19 protein-coding genes are annotated in these 17,006 nt (G+C 72.9%); 10 read left to right on the forward strand and 9 right to left on the reverse strand.

The features are described 5' to 3' along the window. From ACIQ5Y_RS11455 to ACIQ5Y_RS11470, 4 genes are all read left to right on the forward strand, one after another. A partial coding sequence (locus tag ACIQ5Y_RS11455) for an ABC transporter ATP-binding protein (RefSeq protein WP_403878236.1) occupies positions 1 to 513 on the forward strand: 513 nt, incomplete at its 5' end. Continuing rightward, the gene (locus ACIQ5Y_RS11460) at positions 500 to 1,390 is read left to right on the forward strand and encodes an ABC transporter permease (protein WP_403878239.1); all 891 of its coding nucleotides are present in this window, start codon (positions 500 to 502) and stop codon (positions 1,388 to 1,390) included. The genes ACIQ5Y_RS11455 and ACIQ5Y_RS11460, both read left to right, overlap by 14 nt. Before the next feature lie 2 nt (positions 1,391 to 1,392). Next, positions 1,393 to 2,163: a sirohydrochlorin chelatase gene (locus tag ACIQ5Y_RS11465; RefSeq protein WP_403878242.1), complete on the forward strand. Its 771-nt coding sequence runs from the start codon at positions 1,393 to 1,395 to the stop codon at positions 2,161 to 2,163. A 152-nt stretch (positions 2,164 to 2,315) separates the two neighbouring features. Then, complete coding sequence (locus ACIQ5Y_RS11470) at positions 2,316 to 2,681, forward strand: hypothetical protein (RefSeq protein ID WP_403878245.1); 366 nt, start codon at positions 2,316 to 2,318, stop codon at positions 2,679 to 2,681. Between the two features lie 27 nt (positions 2,682 to 2,708). Here ACIQ5Y_RS11470 and ACIQ5Y_RS11475 read toward each other — a convergent pair whose 3' ends face one another. After that, positions 2,709 to 3,713 (reverse strand): ketopantoate reductase family protein, encoded by a 1,005-nt coding sequence (locus tag ACIQ5Y_RS11475; protein ID WP_403878248.1) that lies wholly within the window; start codon positions 3,711 to 3,713, stop codon positions 2,709 to 2,711. Positions 3,714 to 3,757: 44 nt separating this feature from the next. Here ACIQ5Y_RS11475 and ACIQ5Y_RS11480 point away from each other — a divergent pair, with 44 nt between their 5' ends. Beyond that, positions 3,758 to 4,603 (forward strand): aldo/keto reductase, encoded by an 846-nt coding sequence (locus tag ACIQ5Y_RS11480; RefSeq protein WP_403878251.1) that lies wholly within the window; start codon positions 3,758 to 3,760, stop codon positions 4,601 to 4,603. On the opposite strand, the gene ACIQ5Y_RS11485 is transcribed toward ACIQ5Y_RS11480, so the two are convergent. The 4 genes from ACIQ5Y_RS11485 to mgt all read right to left on the reverse strand — a co-directional run bounded on the left by ACIQ5Y_RS11485 (position 4,600) and on the right by mgt (position 7,727). Further along, entirely contained in the window at positions 4,600 to 5,112 is a 513-nt protein-coding gene (locus tag ACIQ5Y_RS11485) for a GNAT family N-acetyltransferase (RefSeq protein WP_403878254.1), read from the reverse strand. The genes ACIQ5Y_RS11480 and ACIQ5Y_RS11485 overlap by 4 nt on opposite strands. 47 nt (positions 5,113 to 5,159) lie before the next feature. Next, positions 5,160 to 5,738, reverse strand: coding sequence for a hypothetical protein (locus tag ACIQ5Y_RS11490; RefSeq protein WP_403878257.1), 579 nt, complete (start codon positions 5,736 to 5,738; stop codon positions 5,160 to 5,162). A gap of 193 nt (positions 5,739 to 5,931) precedes the next feature. Next, positions 5,932 to 6,486, reverse strand: a complete 555-nt coding sequence (locus tag ACIQ5Y_RS11495) for a DUF1697 domain-containing protein (RefSeq protein WP_403878260.1) — start codon at positions 6,484 to 6,486, stop codon at positions 5,932 to 5,934. Positions 6,487 to 6,506: 20 nt separating this feature from the next. Further along, complete coding sequence (gene mgt / locus ACIQ5Y_RS11500; protein ID WP_403878263.1) at positions 6,507 to 7,727, reverse strand: macrolide-inactivating glycosyltransferase; 1,221 nt, start codon at positions 7,725 to 7,727, stop codon at positions 6,507 to 6,509. 110 nt (positions 7,728 to 7,837) lie between these two features. Between mgt and ACIQ5Y_RS11505 the strand changes: the two genes are divergently transcribed. From ACIQ5Y_RS11505 to ACIQ5Y_RS11515, 3 genes are all read left to right on the forward strand, one after another. After that, positions 7,838 to 8,701, forward strand: coding sequence for a phosphotransferase enzyme family protein (locus ACIQ5Y_RS11505; RefSeq protein ID WP_403878266.1), 864 nt, complete (start codon positions 7,838 to 7,840; stop codon positions 8,699 to 8,701). Between the two features lie 20 nt (positions 8,702 to 8,721). After that, positions 8,722 to 9,345: a hypothetical protein gene (locus ACIQ5Y_RS11510; RefSeq protein ID WP_403878269.1), complete on the forward strand. Its 624-nt coding sequence runs from the start codon at positions 8,722 to 8,724 to the stop codon at positions 9,343 to 9,345. 181 nt (positions 9,346 to 9,526) lie between these two features. Next, on the forward strand, positions 9,527 to 9,898 hold the full coding sequence (locus ACIQ5Y_RS11515; protein WP_403878272.1) for a hypothetical protein: 372 nt from the start codon (positions 9,527 to 9,529) through the stop codon (positions 9,896 to 9,898). A 30-nt stretch (positions 9,899 to 9,928) separates the two neighbouring features. On the opposite strand, the gene ACIQ5Y_RS11520 is transcribed toward ACIQ5Y_RS11515, so the two are convergent. Then, the gene (locus tag ACIQ5Y_RS11520) at positions 9,929 to 10,531 is read right to left on the reverse strand and encodes a DUF2867 domain-containing protein (protein WP_403878274.1); all 603 of its coding nucleotides are present in this window, start codon (positions 10,529 to 10,531) and stop codon (positions 9,929 to 9,931) included. A gap of 95 nt (positions 10,532 to 10,626) precedes the next feature. Here ACIQ5Y_RS11520 and ACIQ5Y_RS11525 point away from each other — a divergent pair, with 95 nt between their 5' ends. Further along, positions 10,627 to 11,187 (forward strand): TetR/AcrR family transcriptional regulator, encoded by a 561-nt coding sequence (locus ACIQ5Y_RS11525; protein ID WP_403878277.1) that lies wholly within the window; start codon positions 10,627 to 10,629, stop codon positions 11,185 to 11,187. A gap of 15 nt (positions 11,188 to 11,202) precedes the next feature. Here ACIQ5Y_RS11525 and ACIQ5Y_RS11530 read toward each other — a convergent pair whose 3' ends face one another. Together ACIQ5Y_RS11530 and ACIQ5Y_RS11535 are read right to left on the reverse strand one after the other, a co-directional pair. Then, positions 11,203 to 11,916: an exonuclease domain-containing protein gene (locus ACIQ5Y_RS11530; RefSeq protein ID WP_403878279.1), complete on the reverse strand. Its 714-nt coding sequence runs from the start codon at positions 11,914 to 11,916 to the stop codon at positions 11,203 to 11,205. A gap of 116 nt (positions 11,917 to 12,032) precedes the next feature. Then, positions 12,033 to 13,292 (reverse strand): SAV2148 family HEPN domain-containing protein, encoded by a 1,260-nt coding sequence (locus ACIQ5Y_RS11535; RefSeq protein ID WP_403878281.1) that lies wholly within the window; start codon positions 13,290 to 13,292, stop codon positions 12,033 to 12,035. Positions 13,293 to 13,568: 276 nt separating this feature from the next. On the opposite strand from ACIQ5Y_RS11535, the gene glgX reads away from it, so the two are divergent. Then, entirely contained in the window at positions 13,569 to 15,683 is a 2,115-nt protein-coding gene (gene glgX, locus ACIQ5Y_RS11540) for a glycogen debranching protein GlgX (protein ID WP_403878284.1), read from the forward strand. On the opposite strand, the gene ACIQ5Y_RS11545 is transcribed toward glgX, so the two are convergent. Then, entirely contained in the window at positions 15,668 to 16,990 is a 1,323-nt protein-coding gene (locus ACIQ5Y_RS11545; protein ID WP_403878287.1) for an MFS transporter, read from the reverse strand. The two genes, glgX and ACIQ5Y_RS11545, sit on opposite strands and share 16 nt — an antisense overlap. Positions 16,991 to 17,006: the final 16 nt, after the last annotated feature.

Here is a 17,006-nt window from a genome sequence, read left to right on the forward strand (position 1 = left end):
GCCCTCTTCCCCTGGCTGACCGCGGGCAAGAACATCGAACTCGCCCTGCGCCTGCGCGGCGTCCCCAAGGCCGACCGCAAGCCCGAAGCCGAACGCCTGCTGGAACTGGTCCGCCTCGGCGGCGCCCACGGCAAGCGCGTCCACGAACTCTCCGGCGGCATGCGCCAGCGCGTCGCCCTGGCCCGGGCCCTCGCCCAGGACAGCCGCCTCCTGCTCATGGACGAGCCCTTCGCGGCCCTCGACGCCATCACCCGCGACGTCCTGCACGGCGAACTCACCCGCATCTGGGCCGAGACCGGACTCTCCGTCCTGTTCGTCACCCACAACGTCCGCGAGGCCGTCCGCCTCGCCCAGCGCGTGGTCCTGCTCTCCTCCCGCCCCGGCCGGGTCGCGAAGGAATGGACCGTGGACATCGCCCAGCCCCGCCGCATCGAAGACGCGGACGTCGCCGAGCTGTCCCTCGAGATCACTGAACACCTGCGTGGGGAGATCCGCCGCCATGGCCAGCACTGACACCACCACCAAGGCCAAGGCGGACGACCTCGCCGGACTCGAAGCCGGCCTGGACGCCCTCGACGCGGTCACCACCCACCGCACGCCGGTGCGCGAGGTCCTGCTCAAGAAGGTCCTGCCGCCGTTCCTCGCCGTCGGCCTGGTCCTGCTCGTATGGCAGGTCCTCGTCTCGCTGAAGATCACCGATGAGACGAAGCTCCCCGCGCTTTCGGCGGTGTGGGACAGCCTGTCCGACATGTGGCTCAAGGGCACCCTGCTGGACGTCATCTGGACCAGTGTGTCCCGGGGTCTGCTCGGCTTCCTCCTCGCGCTGGCCATCGGCACCCCCCTCGGCCTGCTCGTGGCCCGGGTCAAGCTCGTGCGCGCCGCGATCGGCCCGATCCTCCAGGGCCTGCAGTCGCTGCCCTCGGTGGCCTGGGTCCCGCCCGCCGTGCTCTGGTTCGGCCTCAACGACGCCATGATGTTCACGGTGATCCTGCTCGGCGCCGTCCCCTCCATCGCCAACGGCCTCGTCGCCGGCATCGACCAGATCCCGCCGCTCTACCTGCGCGCCGGCCGCACCCTGGGCGCCACCGGCCTGCGCGGCGCCCGGCACGTCATCATGCCCGGCGCACTCCCCGGCTACGTCGCCGGCCTCAAGCAGGGCTGGGCCTTCTCCTGGCGCTCCCTGATGGCCGCCGAGATCATCGCCTCCTCCCCCGACCTCGGCCTCGGCCTCGGCCAGCTCCTCGAAAACGGCCGCAACAACATCGACCTCCCCGGCGTGTTCCTCGCGATCATCCTGATCCTCACCGTCGGCATCGCCATCGACCTGCTCATCTTCAGCCCGGCCGAACGCTGGGTCCTGCGCAGCCGCGGCCTCCTGGTGAAGAGCTAGTCATGGCTCCGGCTCAGGCTCCCGCCCTGCTCGTCATAGCCCACGGCAGCCGCGATCCGCGGCACGCGGAGACCGTGCACGCCCTGACCCGGCGCGTCCGTTCGCTGCGGCCGGGGCTGCGGGTGGAGACGGCCTTCCTGGACTTCGACGGCCCCTCGGTGGCGCAGGTCCTGGCCTCGCTGTACCTCTCGGGCGTACGCGATGTGGTGGCGCTCCCGCTGCTGCTGACCCGCGCCTTCCACGCCAAGTCGGACGTCCCCGCGGTGCTGGCCGAGTCCTCGGACCGGCTGCCGGGGCTGTCCGTGCGGGTGGCCGACGTCCTCGGTCCGTCCCCGCTCCTCATCGAGGCCCTGGAGCGCCGGCTCACCGAGGCCGGCCTCACCCCGGCGGACCGCTCCACCACCGCGGTGGTGCTCGCGTCCGCCGGATCCACAGACCCGGAGGCGATCGCAGCGATCGCTGAAACCGCGCGGGAGTGGCGGCGTACCGGTTGGTGCGCCGTGCGGCCTGCGTTCGCCTCCGCTGCCCTTCCCCGTACGGAGGACGCCGTACGGGCGCTGCGCGCCGAGGGCTTCGCCCGTGTGGCCGTCGCCCCGTACGTCATCGCCCCGGGCCGGCTGCCGGACCGTATCGCGGCCGGCGCGGAGGCCGCGGGTGCCGATGTGCTCGCGGGGGTCCTGGGTGCGGCCCCGGAGCTGGCCCGCCTGCTGCTGCTCCGCTACGACGGGGCCGCCGCGGCCGCCCCGAGCCGCCTCCGGGCCCTGACCGCCTGAATCGGCGCCGCCACCGGCTGTAAACCGCCGTGGAGTTATGCCCAAAAGATCACTGTCCGCATCGTGGACAGTTCGGGTGCAATGGGCTCGGCGCCTGGTCAGGCCCGCCGACGGTCGGCGGCGATCCCAGTGCGCGCGAAAGGGAACCCCTCATGATCCGCACCCGATACGCCGCAGCTCTGGCCACGTTGGCCGTCACCGCCCTCGGGATCACCGCGAGCCCCGCCTCCGCGGCGCCCGGCGACACGCTCAACATGTGCTCCAGCACGCTCACCCCGGACGGCTGGGTGGACGTCCAGTGGTGGAACAGCGGCGGGTGCGGCTCCGGCTTCAACCCCAACACCAAGCAGATCAAGGACCTCCGGGGCTACCCGGTCGGCACCCAGGTCAACGCCTGCGCCTCCACGTGGCCCCCGGCCGGCTGGACCGTCGTCAGCTCGTACTACTCGAGCGGCTGCCGCTACTCGGCCGTCCCCAGCTTCAACGCCAACACCTGGACCCTCAAGCGCACCTCCTGACCCACGGCCGGGCGCCGCGGCCGGAGGTCAGCTCCGGGCCGCGGCCTCGTCCGCGAGGGCGGTCAGGTCCGCGATGGTCATCGCGCCCGGCGGGAGCGACTCGCGCGCGAAGATGTTGGCCGCGTGCCGCAGCACGTCGTTCACGGGAGTCGGGACCCCGTGCAGGCGGCCCAGCAGAGAGATCTCCCCGTTGAGGTAGTCCGCCTCCACCGACCCCGTGCCGCGCGCCAGGCTCTGCCAGGACGAACCGCCCCGGATGCCCGCCGGCTGGTCGACCTTGCCGTCGCGCGCGGCGGACTGCTCCGCCTCGGAGGCGTACGCGATCCCGGCCGCGGCGAAGGCGGCCTTCCCCTCCCGGACGGCCCGCAGCAACAGCGCGGCCTTCGCGGGCTCCGGCTCGGGTCCCGTCGTCGCCTGGATCGCGTTGCCGAGGTTCCCCAGCAGCTTCGCGTACTTCCACCGCATCACGTCCTCGACCACCGGCGCCTCGAAGCCCGCCTTGCCGAGGTCGGCCGAGACCGCCCGGGCCGTCGGGTCCGCGGGACCGCCCGCCGCCGGGCCCAGGTGCAGGATGCCGGTCAGCGGCGCGCACAGTGCCGAGACGACCCCCGGCTCCAGGAAAGTGGACGGCAGCCACACGCACACCCCGTACACGCGCGCGAAGCGCCGTAGCGCGAGGCGCTCGCTCTCCACGCCGTTCTGCGCGCACAGCACCGGCAGCCGCTGCGCGGCCGTGCCGCCGCCCGCGACCTCCGCGTCGCCCCACGCGTCGAGCGCGGCGATCGCGTCCTGGGTCTTCACGGTCAACAACAGCACGTCGTCGGGGCGCAGTTCGCCCAGCTCGGCCGGGGCGGTGACCACCGGAAGCCGGTGCACCCGCTCCCCGTCGGCGGTCGTGAGCCGCAGCCCGTCGGCCCGCAGGGCCTCGGCGTGGGCGCCGCGCGCGACGAGGACCACCTCGCCGCCCGCTTCCGCGAGCCGTCCGCCGATGGTGGCGCCCACCGCGCCCGCTCCGATGATGATGTAGCGCATGGGAGGAGCCTGGCACATCCGACCTCCTGGGTTACGGTCGGGGCATGGCGAACGAGACGTTCACACTCGGCGGTGACCTTCCGCTCCGCCGCCTGGGCTTCGGCACGGGCGGCCTGGTGGGCCCCGGCTACTGGGGTCCGCGCGCCGGCCGCGCCGAGGCCCACGCGCTGCTGCGCACGGCGGTCGAACGCGGGGTCACCCTCATCGACACCGCCGACAACTACGGCCCGGACCTGGCCGAGGAGCTGATCGCCGAGGCCCTCCACCCGTACGGGGAGCGGCTCGTGGTCGCCACGAAGGGCGGGGTGGTGCGCACCGGCCCCGATCAGTGGCACGTGGCGGGCAGCCCGGAGCAGTTGCGCCGGCAGTGCGAGGCGAGCCTGCGGCGGCTTCGGCTGGAACGCATCGACCTCTACCAACTGCACCGGTTCGATCCGGCCGTGCCGATGGCCGAACAGCTCGGTGCGCTGGCCGAGTTGCGGGCGGAGGGCAAGGTCCGGCACATCGGGCTGGACACCGTCACCGCGGAGGAGCTCCGCCTGGCGCTGGAGTCGGTACCGATCGCCTCGGTGCAGAACGCGTACAACCTGCTGAACCGTACGTCGGTGGAGGTCCTCGCGGTGTGCGAGGCGAACGGGATCGCCTTCCTCCCCTACTACCCGCTGGGCAGCGGCTCCCTGACCCGGGAGAGCGCGGCGGCCGTCACCTCGGTGGCCGCGGCCCACGGCGCGGGCCCGGGCCAGATCGCCCTGGCGTGGCTGCTGCACCACTCCCCCGTGCTGTGCCCGACGCCGGGCACCGGTTCGCCGGCACACCTGGCGGAGAACCTGGACGCGGCGACGGTCCACCTCACGGCGCAGGAGCTGGAGCTGCTGGACGGTCTGGGCTAGGCCGCCCCGTCGCCGTCGGCCCGGCCGGCCTTCAGGCCGTAGACGGTGCAGGGGCGGTCGAGGATCGTGTCCTCGCGCAGCGGCGTGAACCCGAGGCGTCGGGCGACGGCGGCGGAGGCGGTGTTCCCGGGATGGATCATCGCGGTGATCTGCTCCAGTCCCAGGGTCCCGAAGCCCCACGCGAGCACCGCCCGGGCCGCTTCGGTGGCATAGCCCCGACCCCAGTGCGCACGGGCGAAGGTCCAGCCGATCTCGGTCTCGTCGAACTGCTCCCACCAGTAGAGACCGGAGCGCCCGATCACCTCGCCGGTGCCGCGCAGTTCGACGGCGCACAGTCCGTGACCGCGCTCGGTCCACTGCTGCCGTATCGCCCGCAGGCGTGCCGCGGCCTGCTCCCGGGTGTAGCCGCCGACGAACCGGTTGACCTCCGCATCCGCGTGGAGGCTCACCCACCAGTCGGTGTCGGCGTCGGTGAGCGGGCGCAGCCGGAGGCGTTCCGTGGTGATCACTGTCGTTCGTTCCTTGCCGTCGACGGGGTCGCCGGGGTGCGGAAGGCTCAGCCGAACCAGACCACCAGGCGGACGTTCTCGTCACCGTACTGGGCCGCCAGCGTGCGCATCGAAGCCCATACGGGGGCCCAGGCTCCGTCCGGCGGGACGATGGTCCGGGCCGTGTGGACCAAGGGGCGGTACACGGCCCTATCCAGACGGACCTCGCCGCCCGGCGGCCATTCGTGCGGGTACAGGTCCTCGCCGAAGAGCTCCCGCGCCGCGTCGTCGACCTCGGCCGGTGTCCGGACCACGTGGTCGAGGACCGGCTCGCCGTCCGGCCCGGGGAGCCACACGCCCACGCTGTACGGATCGGCACGGTCGCAGACCGGCGCGTCCCAGTCGACCGCCGCGATCTCGGCCCACGTCGCGTAGGAGTGACTGTGGTTCAGTTCGCCGCACTCCTTCGGGACCTCCTCGCAGGCGTCCTCGGGCCGGCCCCTGCTGTCGAACAGCGGCCGGACCACCCCGAGGCCCCCGCCGTAGCCGAACAGGCACTCGCGGGCGTCCCGCGCCTTCCCGAGGTCGAAGTCGAGCAGGTCAACCTCCGTCTCCCAAGGCTCGCCCGCGGCACGTGTCTCGATCACTCCGTCGATGGATGTCCCCATGGGTGCGGATGCCAGTGCTCTGACCGGAAAGGTTTGCCGGTTCACGGCGTCCGGTGCGGTGGATCGCAAGGCGGAGGGCCACGGCTCGTACTGGACGTGCTCGCCTGGCCCGACAACGCGGCGAGGTGCCGTGCCGGGCGTCGTGAGGCGGTGAACCTTTCCGGTCAGAGCACTAGGGGCCGGTCAGTTCGACGAGTTTGACGACGGTGTTCCAGTTGCGGGTGGTGGCGTCCAGGCCCTTGAGCAGGGAGGGCTTGTGCAGGGCCACGCCGAGTTCGGATCGGCCCAGGCCGTCGGGGGCGTAGAGGTAGATGACGCGGTCGCCGAGCCGGTACTCCTCCGGGAGGTACGCGGCCTCGTCGATCGCGGCGAAGCGGTCCGCGCCCGGGTCGTCGGAGAGGAAGGTGGCGTGGAGCTGTCTCCCCTCCAGTTCGGCGGCCGGGAAGGGGCAGGCCTCGGCGACGGCGCGCAGGTAGTCGCCGTCGACGACCAGGCAGGCCACCGGGAAGCCGAAGCGCTCCTCGATGGCCTTCTCCAGCTCCCGGGCGAGCGCGGCCGGGTCCTTCTTCGCACTGCCGAAGACGGCGTTTCCGCTCTGCAGGTACGTCGCCACGTCCGTGTGGCCGAGCCCCTCCAGTACGGAGCGCAGTTCGGCCATCGGGACCTTCTTCTTCCCGCCGACATTGATGCCGCGCAGCAGCGCCGCGTATTTCTTCGCCTTCGCCATGGGGGCAGGGTAGGCCTCGGCTATGACAATGCGCCCTGCGACAGCTCGGCTTCGATGAGGTCGGCGGCCCGCCGGGTGCCGCCCTCGGCGGCCATCGCCGCGCGGACCGCTTCGGCGCGGGCCGCGACACCGGGGTCGGAGAGGAGTCCGAGCACCGCCTCCCGGAGCGTCGCCGCGTCCGCCCGTTCCATGGGGACGTGCCGGGCCACACCGAGGGCGGCCAGCATGTCGGCGTTGCCGAACTGGTCGACGGCCTGCGGGACGGCGACCATCGGGGTGGCGGTGGCGAGGCCTTCCTGGCTGCCGCCGGCGCCCGCGTGGGTGATGAAGGCGTCGGCCTGGCGCAGGATGTCCAGCTGCGGGACCCAGCGGTGCACCTCGACGTTGGCCGGGACCGGGCCCAGTTCGGCTTCGTCGGTGAACTTGCCGATCTGCAGGACGACGTGCCAGTCGGGCAGGTCCCCGAAGGCCTCCGCGCAAGCGCGGTAGAAGGCGGGCTGCTTGGTGAAGGCGGATCCCAGTGAGACCAGCAGCACCTTCTTGCCCTCGGCCGCGGCCGGCCTGTGCCACCTGCCCTGCGTGGCCGATCGGTCGCCCTGGCAGGCGCCGACGAAGGTGTACACGGACTCGTCCACGCGGTCCGCGTGGGGCTGGAGCGCCCTGGGGATGAGGACGAGGCTGCGGCGCGGGCGTCCCTGGAAGCGGTCGACCTGGTCGCCGAGGCCGTTCTCGGTCAGCCACGCGGCGAACCTGGCGTAGTACGCCTTTCCGCGCTCGGAGGCCTTCAGCTCGGCGAACATCGGCTCGGCCACCTCCTCCTCGTACCCCTCCCAGGCGACCAGGTTCGGGGAGAGGGACACGGCGGGGACGCCCCAGCGGTGGGCCAGGACGGGCGCCGGGTAGGAGGTGATGTCGTGGATGACCAGGTCCGGCTCGTCGCCCGCGAAGGCGTCGGCGAGGCGCGGGAGGGCTTGGACGGCGTCGTGGAGGAAGGGTTCGAGGTTGTCGATGAGTTCGGTGCCCCAGGCCTCGGGGTCGTCGTCGGTGGGGAGGGTGGAGGTGTAGATCACGGGCGTGGCCCCGGTCTCCGCGACCTTGTCGGCGAAGGAGGCGGGAATGGCGTAGCTGACGCGGTGGCCCCGGGCGACGAGTTCCCGGATCACCTCGATGCTCGGATTCACGTGCCCGTGGGCGGCGATCGAGAACATGGCGATGTGTGCGGGCTTGGCTGCTGAGGTCATGCCCCACACCGTAACGAGACGATACGTCTCGTGCAACCGATATGTGGGGGGGTCCTTGATCGGGATGGGAGACTTGGCGCATCGCCGACGAACCGGATGCGGAGAACGACATGGACGAGGCGCGGGCCAGGGACGTGCTGGCCGCCGCGGGCCTGGACGGTGGCGGCCGCGAGACGGCCGCGCTGCTCTCCTTCGGGGAGAACGCCGTCTTCGCGGTCGGCGACCTGGTCGTGAAGGTGGGCCGGGAGGCGGCCCTGCTGGAGCGCGCCGAGCGGGAGCTGGCGGTGGCCGGCTGGTTCGCGGAGAGCGGGGTCCCGGCGGTGCGCGCGGCCGAGCCGAAGCCCCGGCTGGTCGGCGGCCACCCGGTGACCGTGTGGCACCGGCTCCCGGACGCGGTCCGGCCGGCCGGCCCCGAGGACCTGGCGGCGCTGCTGCGGCGGGTCCACGCGCTGCCCGCGGCGCCGTTCGAACTGCCCGCGCGGGACCTGCTGGGCGGGGTCGAGCGGTGGCTGCGGCTGGCCGGCGGGGCCGTCGACCCGGCGGACGCGGCGTACCTGCGGGCGCGCCGCGACTCCTACGCCGACGAGGTCGCGGCCCTGACCCCGCACCTGCCCCGGGGTCCGATCCACGGGGACGCCCTGCCCCGCAACGTCCACGTGGGACCGGACGGTCCCGTCCTGGTCGACCTGGAGACGGTGTCGGCCGATCTGCGCGAGCACGACCTGGTGGTGATGGCCCTCCAGCGCGACCGGTACGGGCTGCCCGCCGGGGCGTACGAGACCTTCGTGGCGGGCTACGGCTGGGACGTCCGCGACTGGGAGGGCTGCGCGGTCCTGCGCGGCGCCCGGGAGACGGCCAGCTGCGCCTGGGTCTCCCAGCACGCCCCCGCCAACCCGAAGGCCCTGGCCGAATTCCGCCGCCGGGTGGCCTCGCTCCGGGCCGGCGACCGGGAAACCCGCTGGCACTCCTTCTGAGCGCCGCCTATCAAGGGATCATGGACTTTCCCGTCACCGTCCACCGTCCCCGGCTCGGCGCGCAGGAGCTCACGGTGATCCGCCCCGCCCGCCCGCCGGAGCGCGCCCTGCTCGTCGACCACGGCTGGTTCCTCAACGCGTACGTCGACCGGGACGCGGCACGGCTCATCGGCGGGCTGTGGACCCTTGCCGCCACCTCGCCCCGCGCCCTGATCCACCTGCCGCTGCGACGCCCCGGCGCCTCCGCCGAAGCCGGGGCGCGCCCGCTCGACCTGGTCCTGCTGCACCACTCGCTCCAGTTCGCGCCCTCGCGCTGGAAGGAACTGCGGGGGCGGCTCGGCCCGGGCAGGCGCCGCACCGTCACGGTCTCCACCACGCAGCCGGAGATCGACCACGAGGCCCTGCACCACGCGGAGAACCGCGACCTGTTCCACCAGCACGTCCACGCCGAGACGCTGTTCGTGACGGGCAGCGCGAAGGCGTTCCGGGAGACCGCCGGCCACTTCCACGACGTGGCCGCGCACGGTCCGGGCCGCACCGCCGACCGGCACTACTGCGCTCAGCTGCGCCACGGCGACGACAGCAGTCGGGACATCCACATCGAGTACAGCGACGCCTGGGCCGGGGAAGCCGCGTCACGGTAGCTCCGACCGGACGGGCCGTCCCGCCGGGCGCCCCGGCCCGGAACGCGGCCCCCTTACCGGCACCCCGCCGTGAGCGCGTCGCGGGTGACGTGTGACCATGACCCACCGGAATCGAAGGTTCCGGTGCGGGCCCGGGTCGTGGCCCGCCCCGCCCGCAGTTCCGCGAGAGGCCCGGCGCACCATGGACCACACTCCCCCACCCGGCCTCTGGGAAGGCGCGGCGTTCCTCGCCACGGCCGTCACCTCGTTGGCCCTGGGGGTGTGCGTCGTACGCCACTTCCGTGCCGTCCGCTCCCGCGATGCCCGGCGGATCCGCCGGTCGGAGCCCTCGTTCGAGCTGCCGGTGATCCTCGCCACGCTGCTCGGCTTCGCGGCCGGCGTACTGCTCACGGACCAGCGGGTGGGCCTCGATCGGGACACGGCACGGGCCCTGTTCATGCCGCTCTTCACCGGGGCGACGGCGCAGGTGCTGATGGGCGGATGGCGCCACGGCCGCCGGGCCGCCGCACTGGCGGCCCTGCTGGCCGCGACGGCACTCGCGGGCGTCGCCTGACGGGACGCGAGGTCCGCCCACCGCGAAGGCCTATGAAGCTCTCGCGCTCCTCTCGGCGGCGCGCCGCTGCCACTCGCGGCCGATGCCGCGGATCAGCGCCGGGTAGACCCCCAGGTAGCGGAAGGGCTTGATGCCCAGCATGTAGAGGGTGCCGAGGCGCCCGTTGGGCTTCACCAGGACGGCCATCTGACCGCGGTAGCCGCCGGATCCGTCCGGGACCCAGCCGATGTGCATCACCCCGTGCATGGTGCGGTTGGCCGTCTCCGCCGCCCACTCGTCGTGGGTGAGGTAGACGGAGGTGAAGGGAACCGGCTTGGCGTCCGGGCCCCGGGGGCCCTCGCGGAGGTCCGCCGGGAGCCGGTCGCGCAGTGTCGGGACCCGGGCTCCGAGGCCGTCGGAGGGCTTGTCCCAACCCAGCAGGGCGCCGAGCTTCCAACGGAGCGCGAAGAGCGCACGGCCCACGAGGGAGGGGACGGGATCCCCCTCGCCGTTCGCGAACTGGTCCACGAGCAGGGCCAGGTCGTCCGCTCCGCCCGGCGTCGGCAGTTCCCAGACGTCCTCGACGCGGAAGTCGCCCGCGATCTCGTGGATCCGCCAGGGGCGGGAGGTGTGCGCGGTTTTCGGGAGTCTCACGAGCAAGCTCCTGTCTATACGATGCCGTATAGAAGAAGGCTAGCACTGATCTATACGGTGCCGTATAGATCAGTGGACGTGAGGGGAGACACACCGTGGGCGTGACCCGCACACCACGCGGCAAGTGGATCGAGGAGGGCCTGCGGGCACTCTCCGCCGGCGGGCCCGAGGCCGTCCGGGTCGAGGCGCTCGCACAGGCCCTCGGAGTCAGCAAGGGCGGCTTCTACGGGTACTTCCCGAACCGGGGCGCACTGCTCGACGAGATGCTCGACACCTGGGAGCGCGCGGCCACCGAGGCCGTGATCGAACGGGTCGAGAGCGGCGGCGGGGACGCCAGGGCCCGGCTGGAGCGGCTGTTCGCGCTCGTCGCCGAGATCGGCGACCGCCCGGCGACGGGCGTGGCCCTCGACCTCGCGATCCGCGACTGGGCCCGGCGCGACGAGGCCGTCGCGGAGCGGCTGCGCCGCGTCGACAACCGACGCATGGACTACCTGCGTTCGCTGTACCGGGAGTTCTGCCCCGACGAGGACGACGTCGAGGTCCGCTGCATGCTGACCTTCTCCGTGCGGCTCGGCAGCTACGTCGTCGCCGCCGACCACGGCACCCACACCCGCGCCGAGGTCATGGCCCTGACCACGAAGTGGCTCCTGCGGTAGCGGGCCGCCGGTGGCTCAGACCCGGTACGGGACCACGGGCCAGGCCCGCTCCACGACCGCCTCGGGATCCGAGGTGCGCCGCAGGTAGCTCTGCAGCGAGGCCGCCTGCTCCGCCGCCGCACGGACCTGGAGGGCGTGCAGGTCCGCCAGCCCCACCGAGCCTATGGCGGCGTGCCGCGCCCCCATCCGCCGGGCCGCGCGGGCCGCGGCCAGCGCGTCCGCGACCGCGTCGTGCGCGGCGTCGAGGGTGACCCCGTAGTGCTCGCAGAGGGCCTGGAGGGTCCGGCGGCCCTTGCGGTAGCGGTCGGCGTGCTTGTCCAGGACGAGCGGGTCGATGACCGGCGCCGGCCGGCCCGCCAGCCGCGGGCCCAGCGGTACGAGCCCGTGTCGGCGGCACTCGCGGTCCAGCAGGGACAGGTCGTACCGCGCGTTCATCACGACGAGCGGGGTGCCCGCGGCCAGCTCCTGCGCGAGCGCCCCCGTTATCTCCTCGACCCCGGGCGCGGCCGGCACCCCGTTCGCCCGGGCGTGCTCAGTGGAGATCCCGTGGATCGCCGAGGCCTGCTCCGGGATGGGCACCCCCGGATCGAGCAGCCACGTCCGCTCCCGCGACACCCGCCCGTCCGGCTCCATCGTCACGACCGCGGCCGTGACGATCCGGTCGTTCTCGATGTCGGTCCCCGTGGTCTCCAGGTCGAAGGCCACCATCGGCCCGCTGACCCAGCTCATCCCCGATCCCCCCATGTCGCGCCCCTCCCCCGTACGCCTTCGTTCAACGGCTTTCAGCCTGCCACGCCCCACTGACAAGCCGTCTCCCGGGTCCCGGGGCGGTGGCCCCGACGGGGTCAAGACACCGGCCGGGAGTCCTCCCACACCGCTTCGAACTCCTCCCGGTACGTCGTGAACAACCCGTGGTCCGCGTCCTTGGGGACGCCCCGGCCGCCCCCGCGCAGCACCAGGACCGGGGCCTCCATGCCGCGCGCGCGGCGCAGGTAGGACTGGACGACCGCGATGCCCGAGGACTGGCCCTCCACCAGGTAGGCCGTGAAGCGGGGAGTCTCGTCGAAGACGTGGATCTCGAAGCGCGACGGGTCTGCCAGGCCCGCGCGGACGCGCCGGACGTGCAGGATGTTCATCTCCACCGAGCGGCTCAGCTCGCCCTTGCGCAGCCCCAGCTCCCTCTCGCGCCGCTTGATCGCGCTGCTCGCCGGGTTCAGGAACAGCAGCCGCACCCGGCAGCCCGCCTCGGTGAGCCGGACGAGTCTTCGGCCGGAGAAGTTCTGCACCAGCAGGTTGAGGCCTATGCCGATGGCGTCGAGCCGCCGCGCGCCCCCGAAGAGGTCCTCCGCGGGAAGCTGGCGCTGGAGGCGCACCCGGTCGGGGTGGACGGAGATCACGTCCGCGTACCGGTCGCCCACCAGGTCCTCGACCGCGTCGATCGGCAGCCGGTCCGCCCCCGGCGAGCCCGCACCGCCGCCCAGTACGTCGAGGAGCCGCGCCGAGGCCCGCTCCGCCTGCTCCAGCACGGCGCGCGACAGCGCCCGGTTGCGGGAGACCACGTTGCGGGTGACCTCCAGCTCGTCCAGGGCCAGCTCGATCTCGCGTCGGTCGTCGAAGTACGGTTCGAAGCAGGGCCAGTGCTGGACCATCAGCTCCCGCAGCTGCGGCAGGGTCAGGAAGCTCAGCACGTTGTCGTCGGCCGGGTCGAGGAGATAGCCCTTGCGCCGGCTGACCTCGCGCACGGCCACGGCCCGCTGCACCCACTCCTGCCCGGCGGGGCCCGCCGCGGCGACCACCCAGTCGTCCTCGCCGTGCACCGGCTCGTAGATCGGCCGCAGCACCGCCCCGACCACCGACCGCAGCCGCTGTTCGATCAGGTTCAACCAGATGTACGCACGGCCCGCGCGCTGCGCCCGCGTACGGACCTCGCTCCAGGCCTCCGCGCCCCAGTCCAGTTCGGCGCCGGCCCGCAGGCTCCCGGCCGCCTGCGGCGCCAGGGACACCGCCGCGGCCGCCGTCCCGCCGGGGGCCGCGCCCACGGCGTCCGCCGGGCCACCCTCGTGACCGCTGTCACCAGGGGGCAGCTCCAGACCTCCCGAGCTCACCCGTGCACCGCCTTCTGCGTCTGGACGCCCGTCTCCAGTGATCACGGAAGGGTACTCCGCGCGCGCGGCCCACTGCAGCCCGATGAGCCTTACACCGGTTGTCCGTTGACCCATTATCCGATGCGCAGACAGTCCGCTGACCCGCATATCAGGTCTGCGGGTCACCCGGTAGGACCCCTGCCAAGTCCCCGTGTGGGGCACCTCTTTCGGGGAAGATCTGCCAGTGACGTGGTCCACGCCGGATCAGCCGCTGAAGGACGGGAAGAGTCGTTATCCATGCAAGTCTGGCCTGGACAGGCGTATCCGCTCGGCGCCACTTACGACGGCGCCGGCACCAACTTCGCGGTCTACTCCGAGGCCGCCCGGCGCATCGAGCTGTGCCTCCTGCACGACGACGGTTCGGAGACGGCCGTGGAGCTGCGCGAGACGGACGCCTTCGTCCGCCACGCGTACCTGCCGGGCGTGATGCCGGGCCAGCGGTACGGATTCCGCGTGCACGGCCCGTACGAGCCCGAGCGCGGGCTGCGCTGCAACGCGGCGAAGCTGCTCCTCGACCCCTACGCGCGTGCGATCAGCGGCAGCGTGGACTGGGGCGAGCAGGTCTACGGCTACCACTTCGGCCGCCCCGACTCGCGCAACGACCTGGACTCCGCCCCGCACACCATGAGCTCGGTCGTGGTGAACCCCTACTTCGACTGGGCCAACGACCGGCCGCCGCGCCACGAGTACCACCACACCGTGCTGTACGAGGCCCACGTCAAAGGGCTGACCATGCGTCATCCCGATCTGCCGGAGGAGCTGCGCGGCACCTACGGGGCGCTCGCCCATCCTGCGGTCATCGGGCACCTGGCGAAGCTCGGGGTGACGGCCCTGGAGCTGATGCCGGTGCACCAGTTCGTCAACGACCACCGGCTGGTCGACGACGGACTGAGCAACTACTGGGGCTACAACACGATCGGCTTCTTCGCGCCGCACAACGGCTACGCCTCGGGTGACCGCGGCCAGCAGGTGCTGGAGTTCAAGTCCGCGGTGCGGGCCCTGCACGAGGCGGGGATCGAGGTGATCCTGGACGTGGTCTACAACCACACGGCCGAGGGCAACCACCTGGGCCCGACGCTGTCCTTCCGCGGGCTGGACAACGCCTCGTACTACCGGCTGACGGAGGACCCGCGGCACTACATGGACACCACGGGCACGGGGAACTCCCTGCTGATGCGCTCCCCGCACGTGCTCCAGCTGATCATGGACTCGCTGCGGTACTGGGTCACCGAGATGCACGTGGACGGATTCCGCTTCGACCTGGCGGCCACGCTGGCCCGGCAGTTCCACGAGGTGGACCGGCTGTCCTCGTTCTTCGACCTGGTCCAGCAGGATCCGGTGGTCAGCCAGGTGAAGCTGATCGCCGAGCCCTGGGACCTGGGCGAGGGCGGCTACCAGGTGGGCAACTTCCCGCCGCTGTGGACCGAGTGGAACGGCAAGTACCGGGACACCGTGCGGGACCTGTGGCGCGGACAGCCGCGCACCCTGGCCGAGTTCGCGGGACGGCTCACCGGCTCCTCGGACCTCTACCAGGACGACGGGCGGCGCCCGCTGGCCTCGATCAACTTCGCCACCTGCCACGACGGGTTCACCCTGCACGACCTGGTCTCGTACAACGAGAAGCACAACGAGGCCAACCGGGAGGGCAACCGGGACGGCGAGACCCACAACCGGTCCTGGAACTGCGGGGTGGAGGGCCCCACCGAGGATCCCGAGGTGCTGGAGCTGCGCGAGCGGCAGATGCGCAACTTCATCGCCACGCTGATGCTGTCGCAGGGCGTGCCGATGCTCAGCCACGGCGACGAGTTCGCCCGCACCCAGGGCGGCAACAACAACGCGTACTGCCAGGACAACGAACTGTCCTGGGTGGACTGGCCGGTGCCGGGCAAACCGGCGCCCGCGCTGCTGGAGTTCACCCGGCAGATGGTGTGGCTGCGGCGCGACCACCCGGTGTTCCGGCGGCGCCGGTTCTTCCACGGGCGGCCGGTGGAGGGGACGCACGACGAGCTGTCGGACATCGCCTGGTTCACCGCGCACGGCGAGGTGATGCGGGCCCGCGACTGGCAGGCGCAGAGCACCCGCGCGCTGACCGTGTTCCTCAACGGGGAGGCGATCTCCGAACCGGGCACGCGCGGCGAGCGGATCACCGACGACTCGTTCCTGCTGATGTTCAACTGCGGTGCCGACGCGCAGGAGTTCACCCTGCCGGCCGGGCACGGCGACCAGTGGCGCCTGGTGGTGGACACCGCCCGGGAGCAGGTGCCGCCACCCGGTACCGGGCCGCAGTACGCGGCCGGGGACCGGGTGACGCTGACCGGCCGGAGCCTGGTGGTGCTTCAGCGGCCGGCGTAGCCGGGGGCGGTGTCGGGGGTCGTCGCGTCACCGGACTCGCGCGGCCCGGGAGGCTCCGGCGCGCCGTCCTCGCGGTCCGGGACGGAGGCTGCCACCGTCTGGGTACGGCCTGCGGGCACCCTGGTGCACAGGGCGATCACCAGGGCGAGCGCGGTCGCCCCCACGGACACCGCGAAGGCGCCGGACGGTCCGTACCACTCGGCGAGCCGGCCCGACAGGGCCAGGGCGGTGGCCTGCCCGGCCACCAGGGCGCTGGTGGCGAAGGCCATCGACTCGGCGAGCCGGGACGGCTCCACGTGCCGCTCGGTGAGCGCGAACGCGGTGATCAGGTGGGGTGCGACGGCCGCGCCCAGGAGCGTCACGATCAGGTACAGCCCCCACAGGCTGCCGGTGAACAGCAGCGGCGCGGAGAGCAGCAGGGCCGCCGCGGTGGCCGCCCGCCAGCGCAGCCGGAGCCCGAACCGGGCGGGCAGCGCACCCAGGGAGAGGCCCACCGCGGCGCTGACCACGCCGTTGGCGGCGTACACGATGCCGGCCTGGCCGGGCACCCCCAACTCCTCGGTGAGCGAGGCGATCCCGGCCTGGAGGCCGCCGAACATGGCGCCCTGGAGGAAGAGCGAGCCGCGTACGGAGTACACGACCCCGGCGGGCCGGGCGCGGCGCTCCCCCTTCGGGCGGTCGGGCGCGGGGCCTCCGGCCACGGCCGCGGCGGTCGGGTGCAGTGCGAAGGCGGTGCCGAAGACCGCGACCAGCGCGGCCGCGCCCCCGAGGGCGACGGCGGGGTGCGCGACGAGGGCGGCCAGTCCGACGAGGGCGGGACCGATGACGAAGGAGACCTCGTCCATGGTCCCTTCGATGGAGTGGACGGCCCCGATGACGCTCTCGTCGGCCTTCGCGCGGTGCACGAGGGCGACGGAACGGGTCCTGGCGAGCGGTCCGACCAGCGGTACGGAGGCACCGGTGACGGCGCCGATCGCGGCCAGCGGGACGACGCCGAGCCCGCCGAGGGCTCCGACGACGAGCCCGGTGGTGGCGATGGCGTTGACGGCGGCCGCGGCGAGCACGACGGGCCGCTGTCCGTGGCGGTCGGCGAGCCGGCCCAGGACCGGCCCGAAGAGCACCTGCCCGGCGGAGAGCACGCCACCGACGATGCCCGCGGTGGCGAGGGAGCCGCTGGTCTCCGCGACCAGCAGGACGCTCCCGAACTGGGACATCGCGACGGGCAGCCGGGCGAAGAAGGAGAAGAACGGCAGGAGGGGCCCGGTCAGGCCGATGACTCTTCGATAGGTGTCGACGGTTGAAACCACCCGATGTACGCTAACC

The organism is Streptomyces sp. NPDC096339 (assembly GCF_044762985.1).
GTDB lineage: Bacteria > Actinomycetota > Actinomycetes > Streptomycetales > Streptomycetaceae > Streptomyces.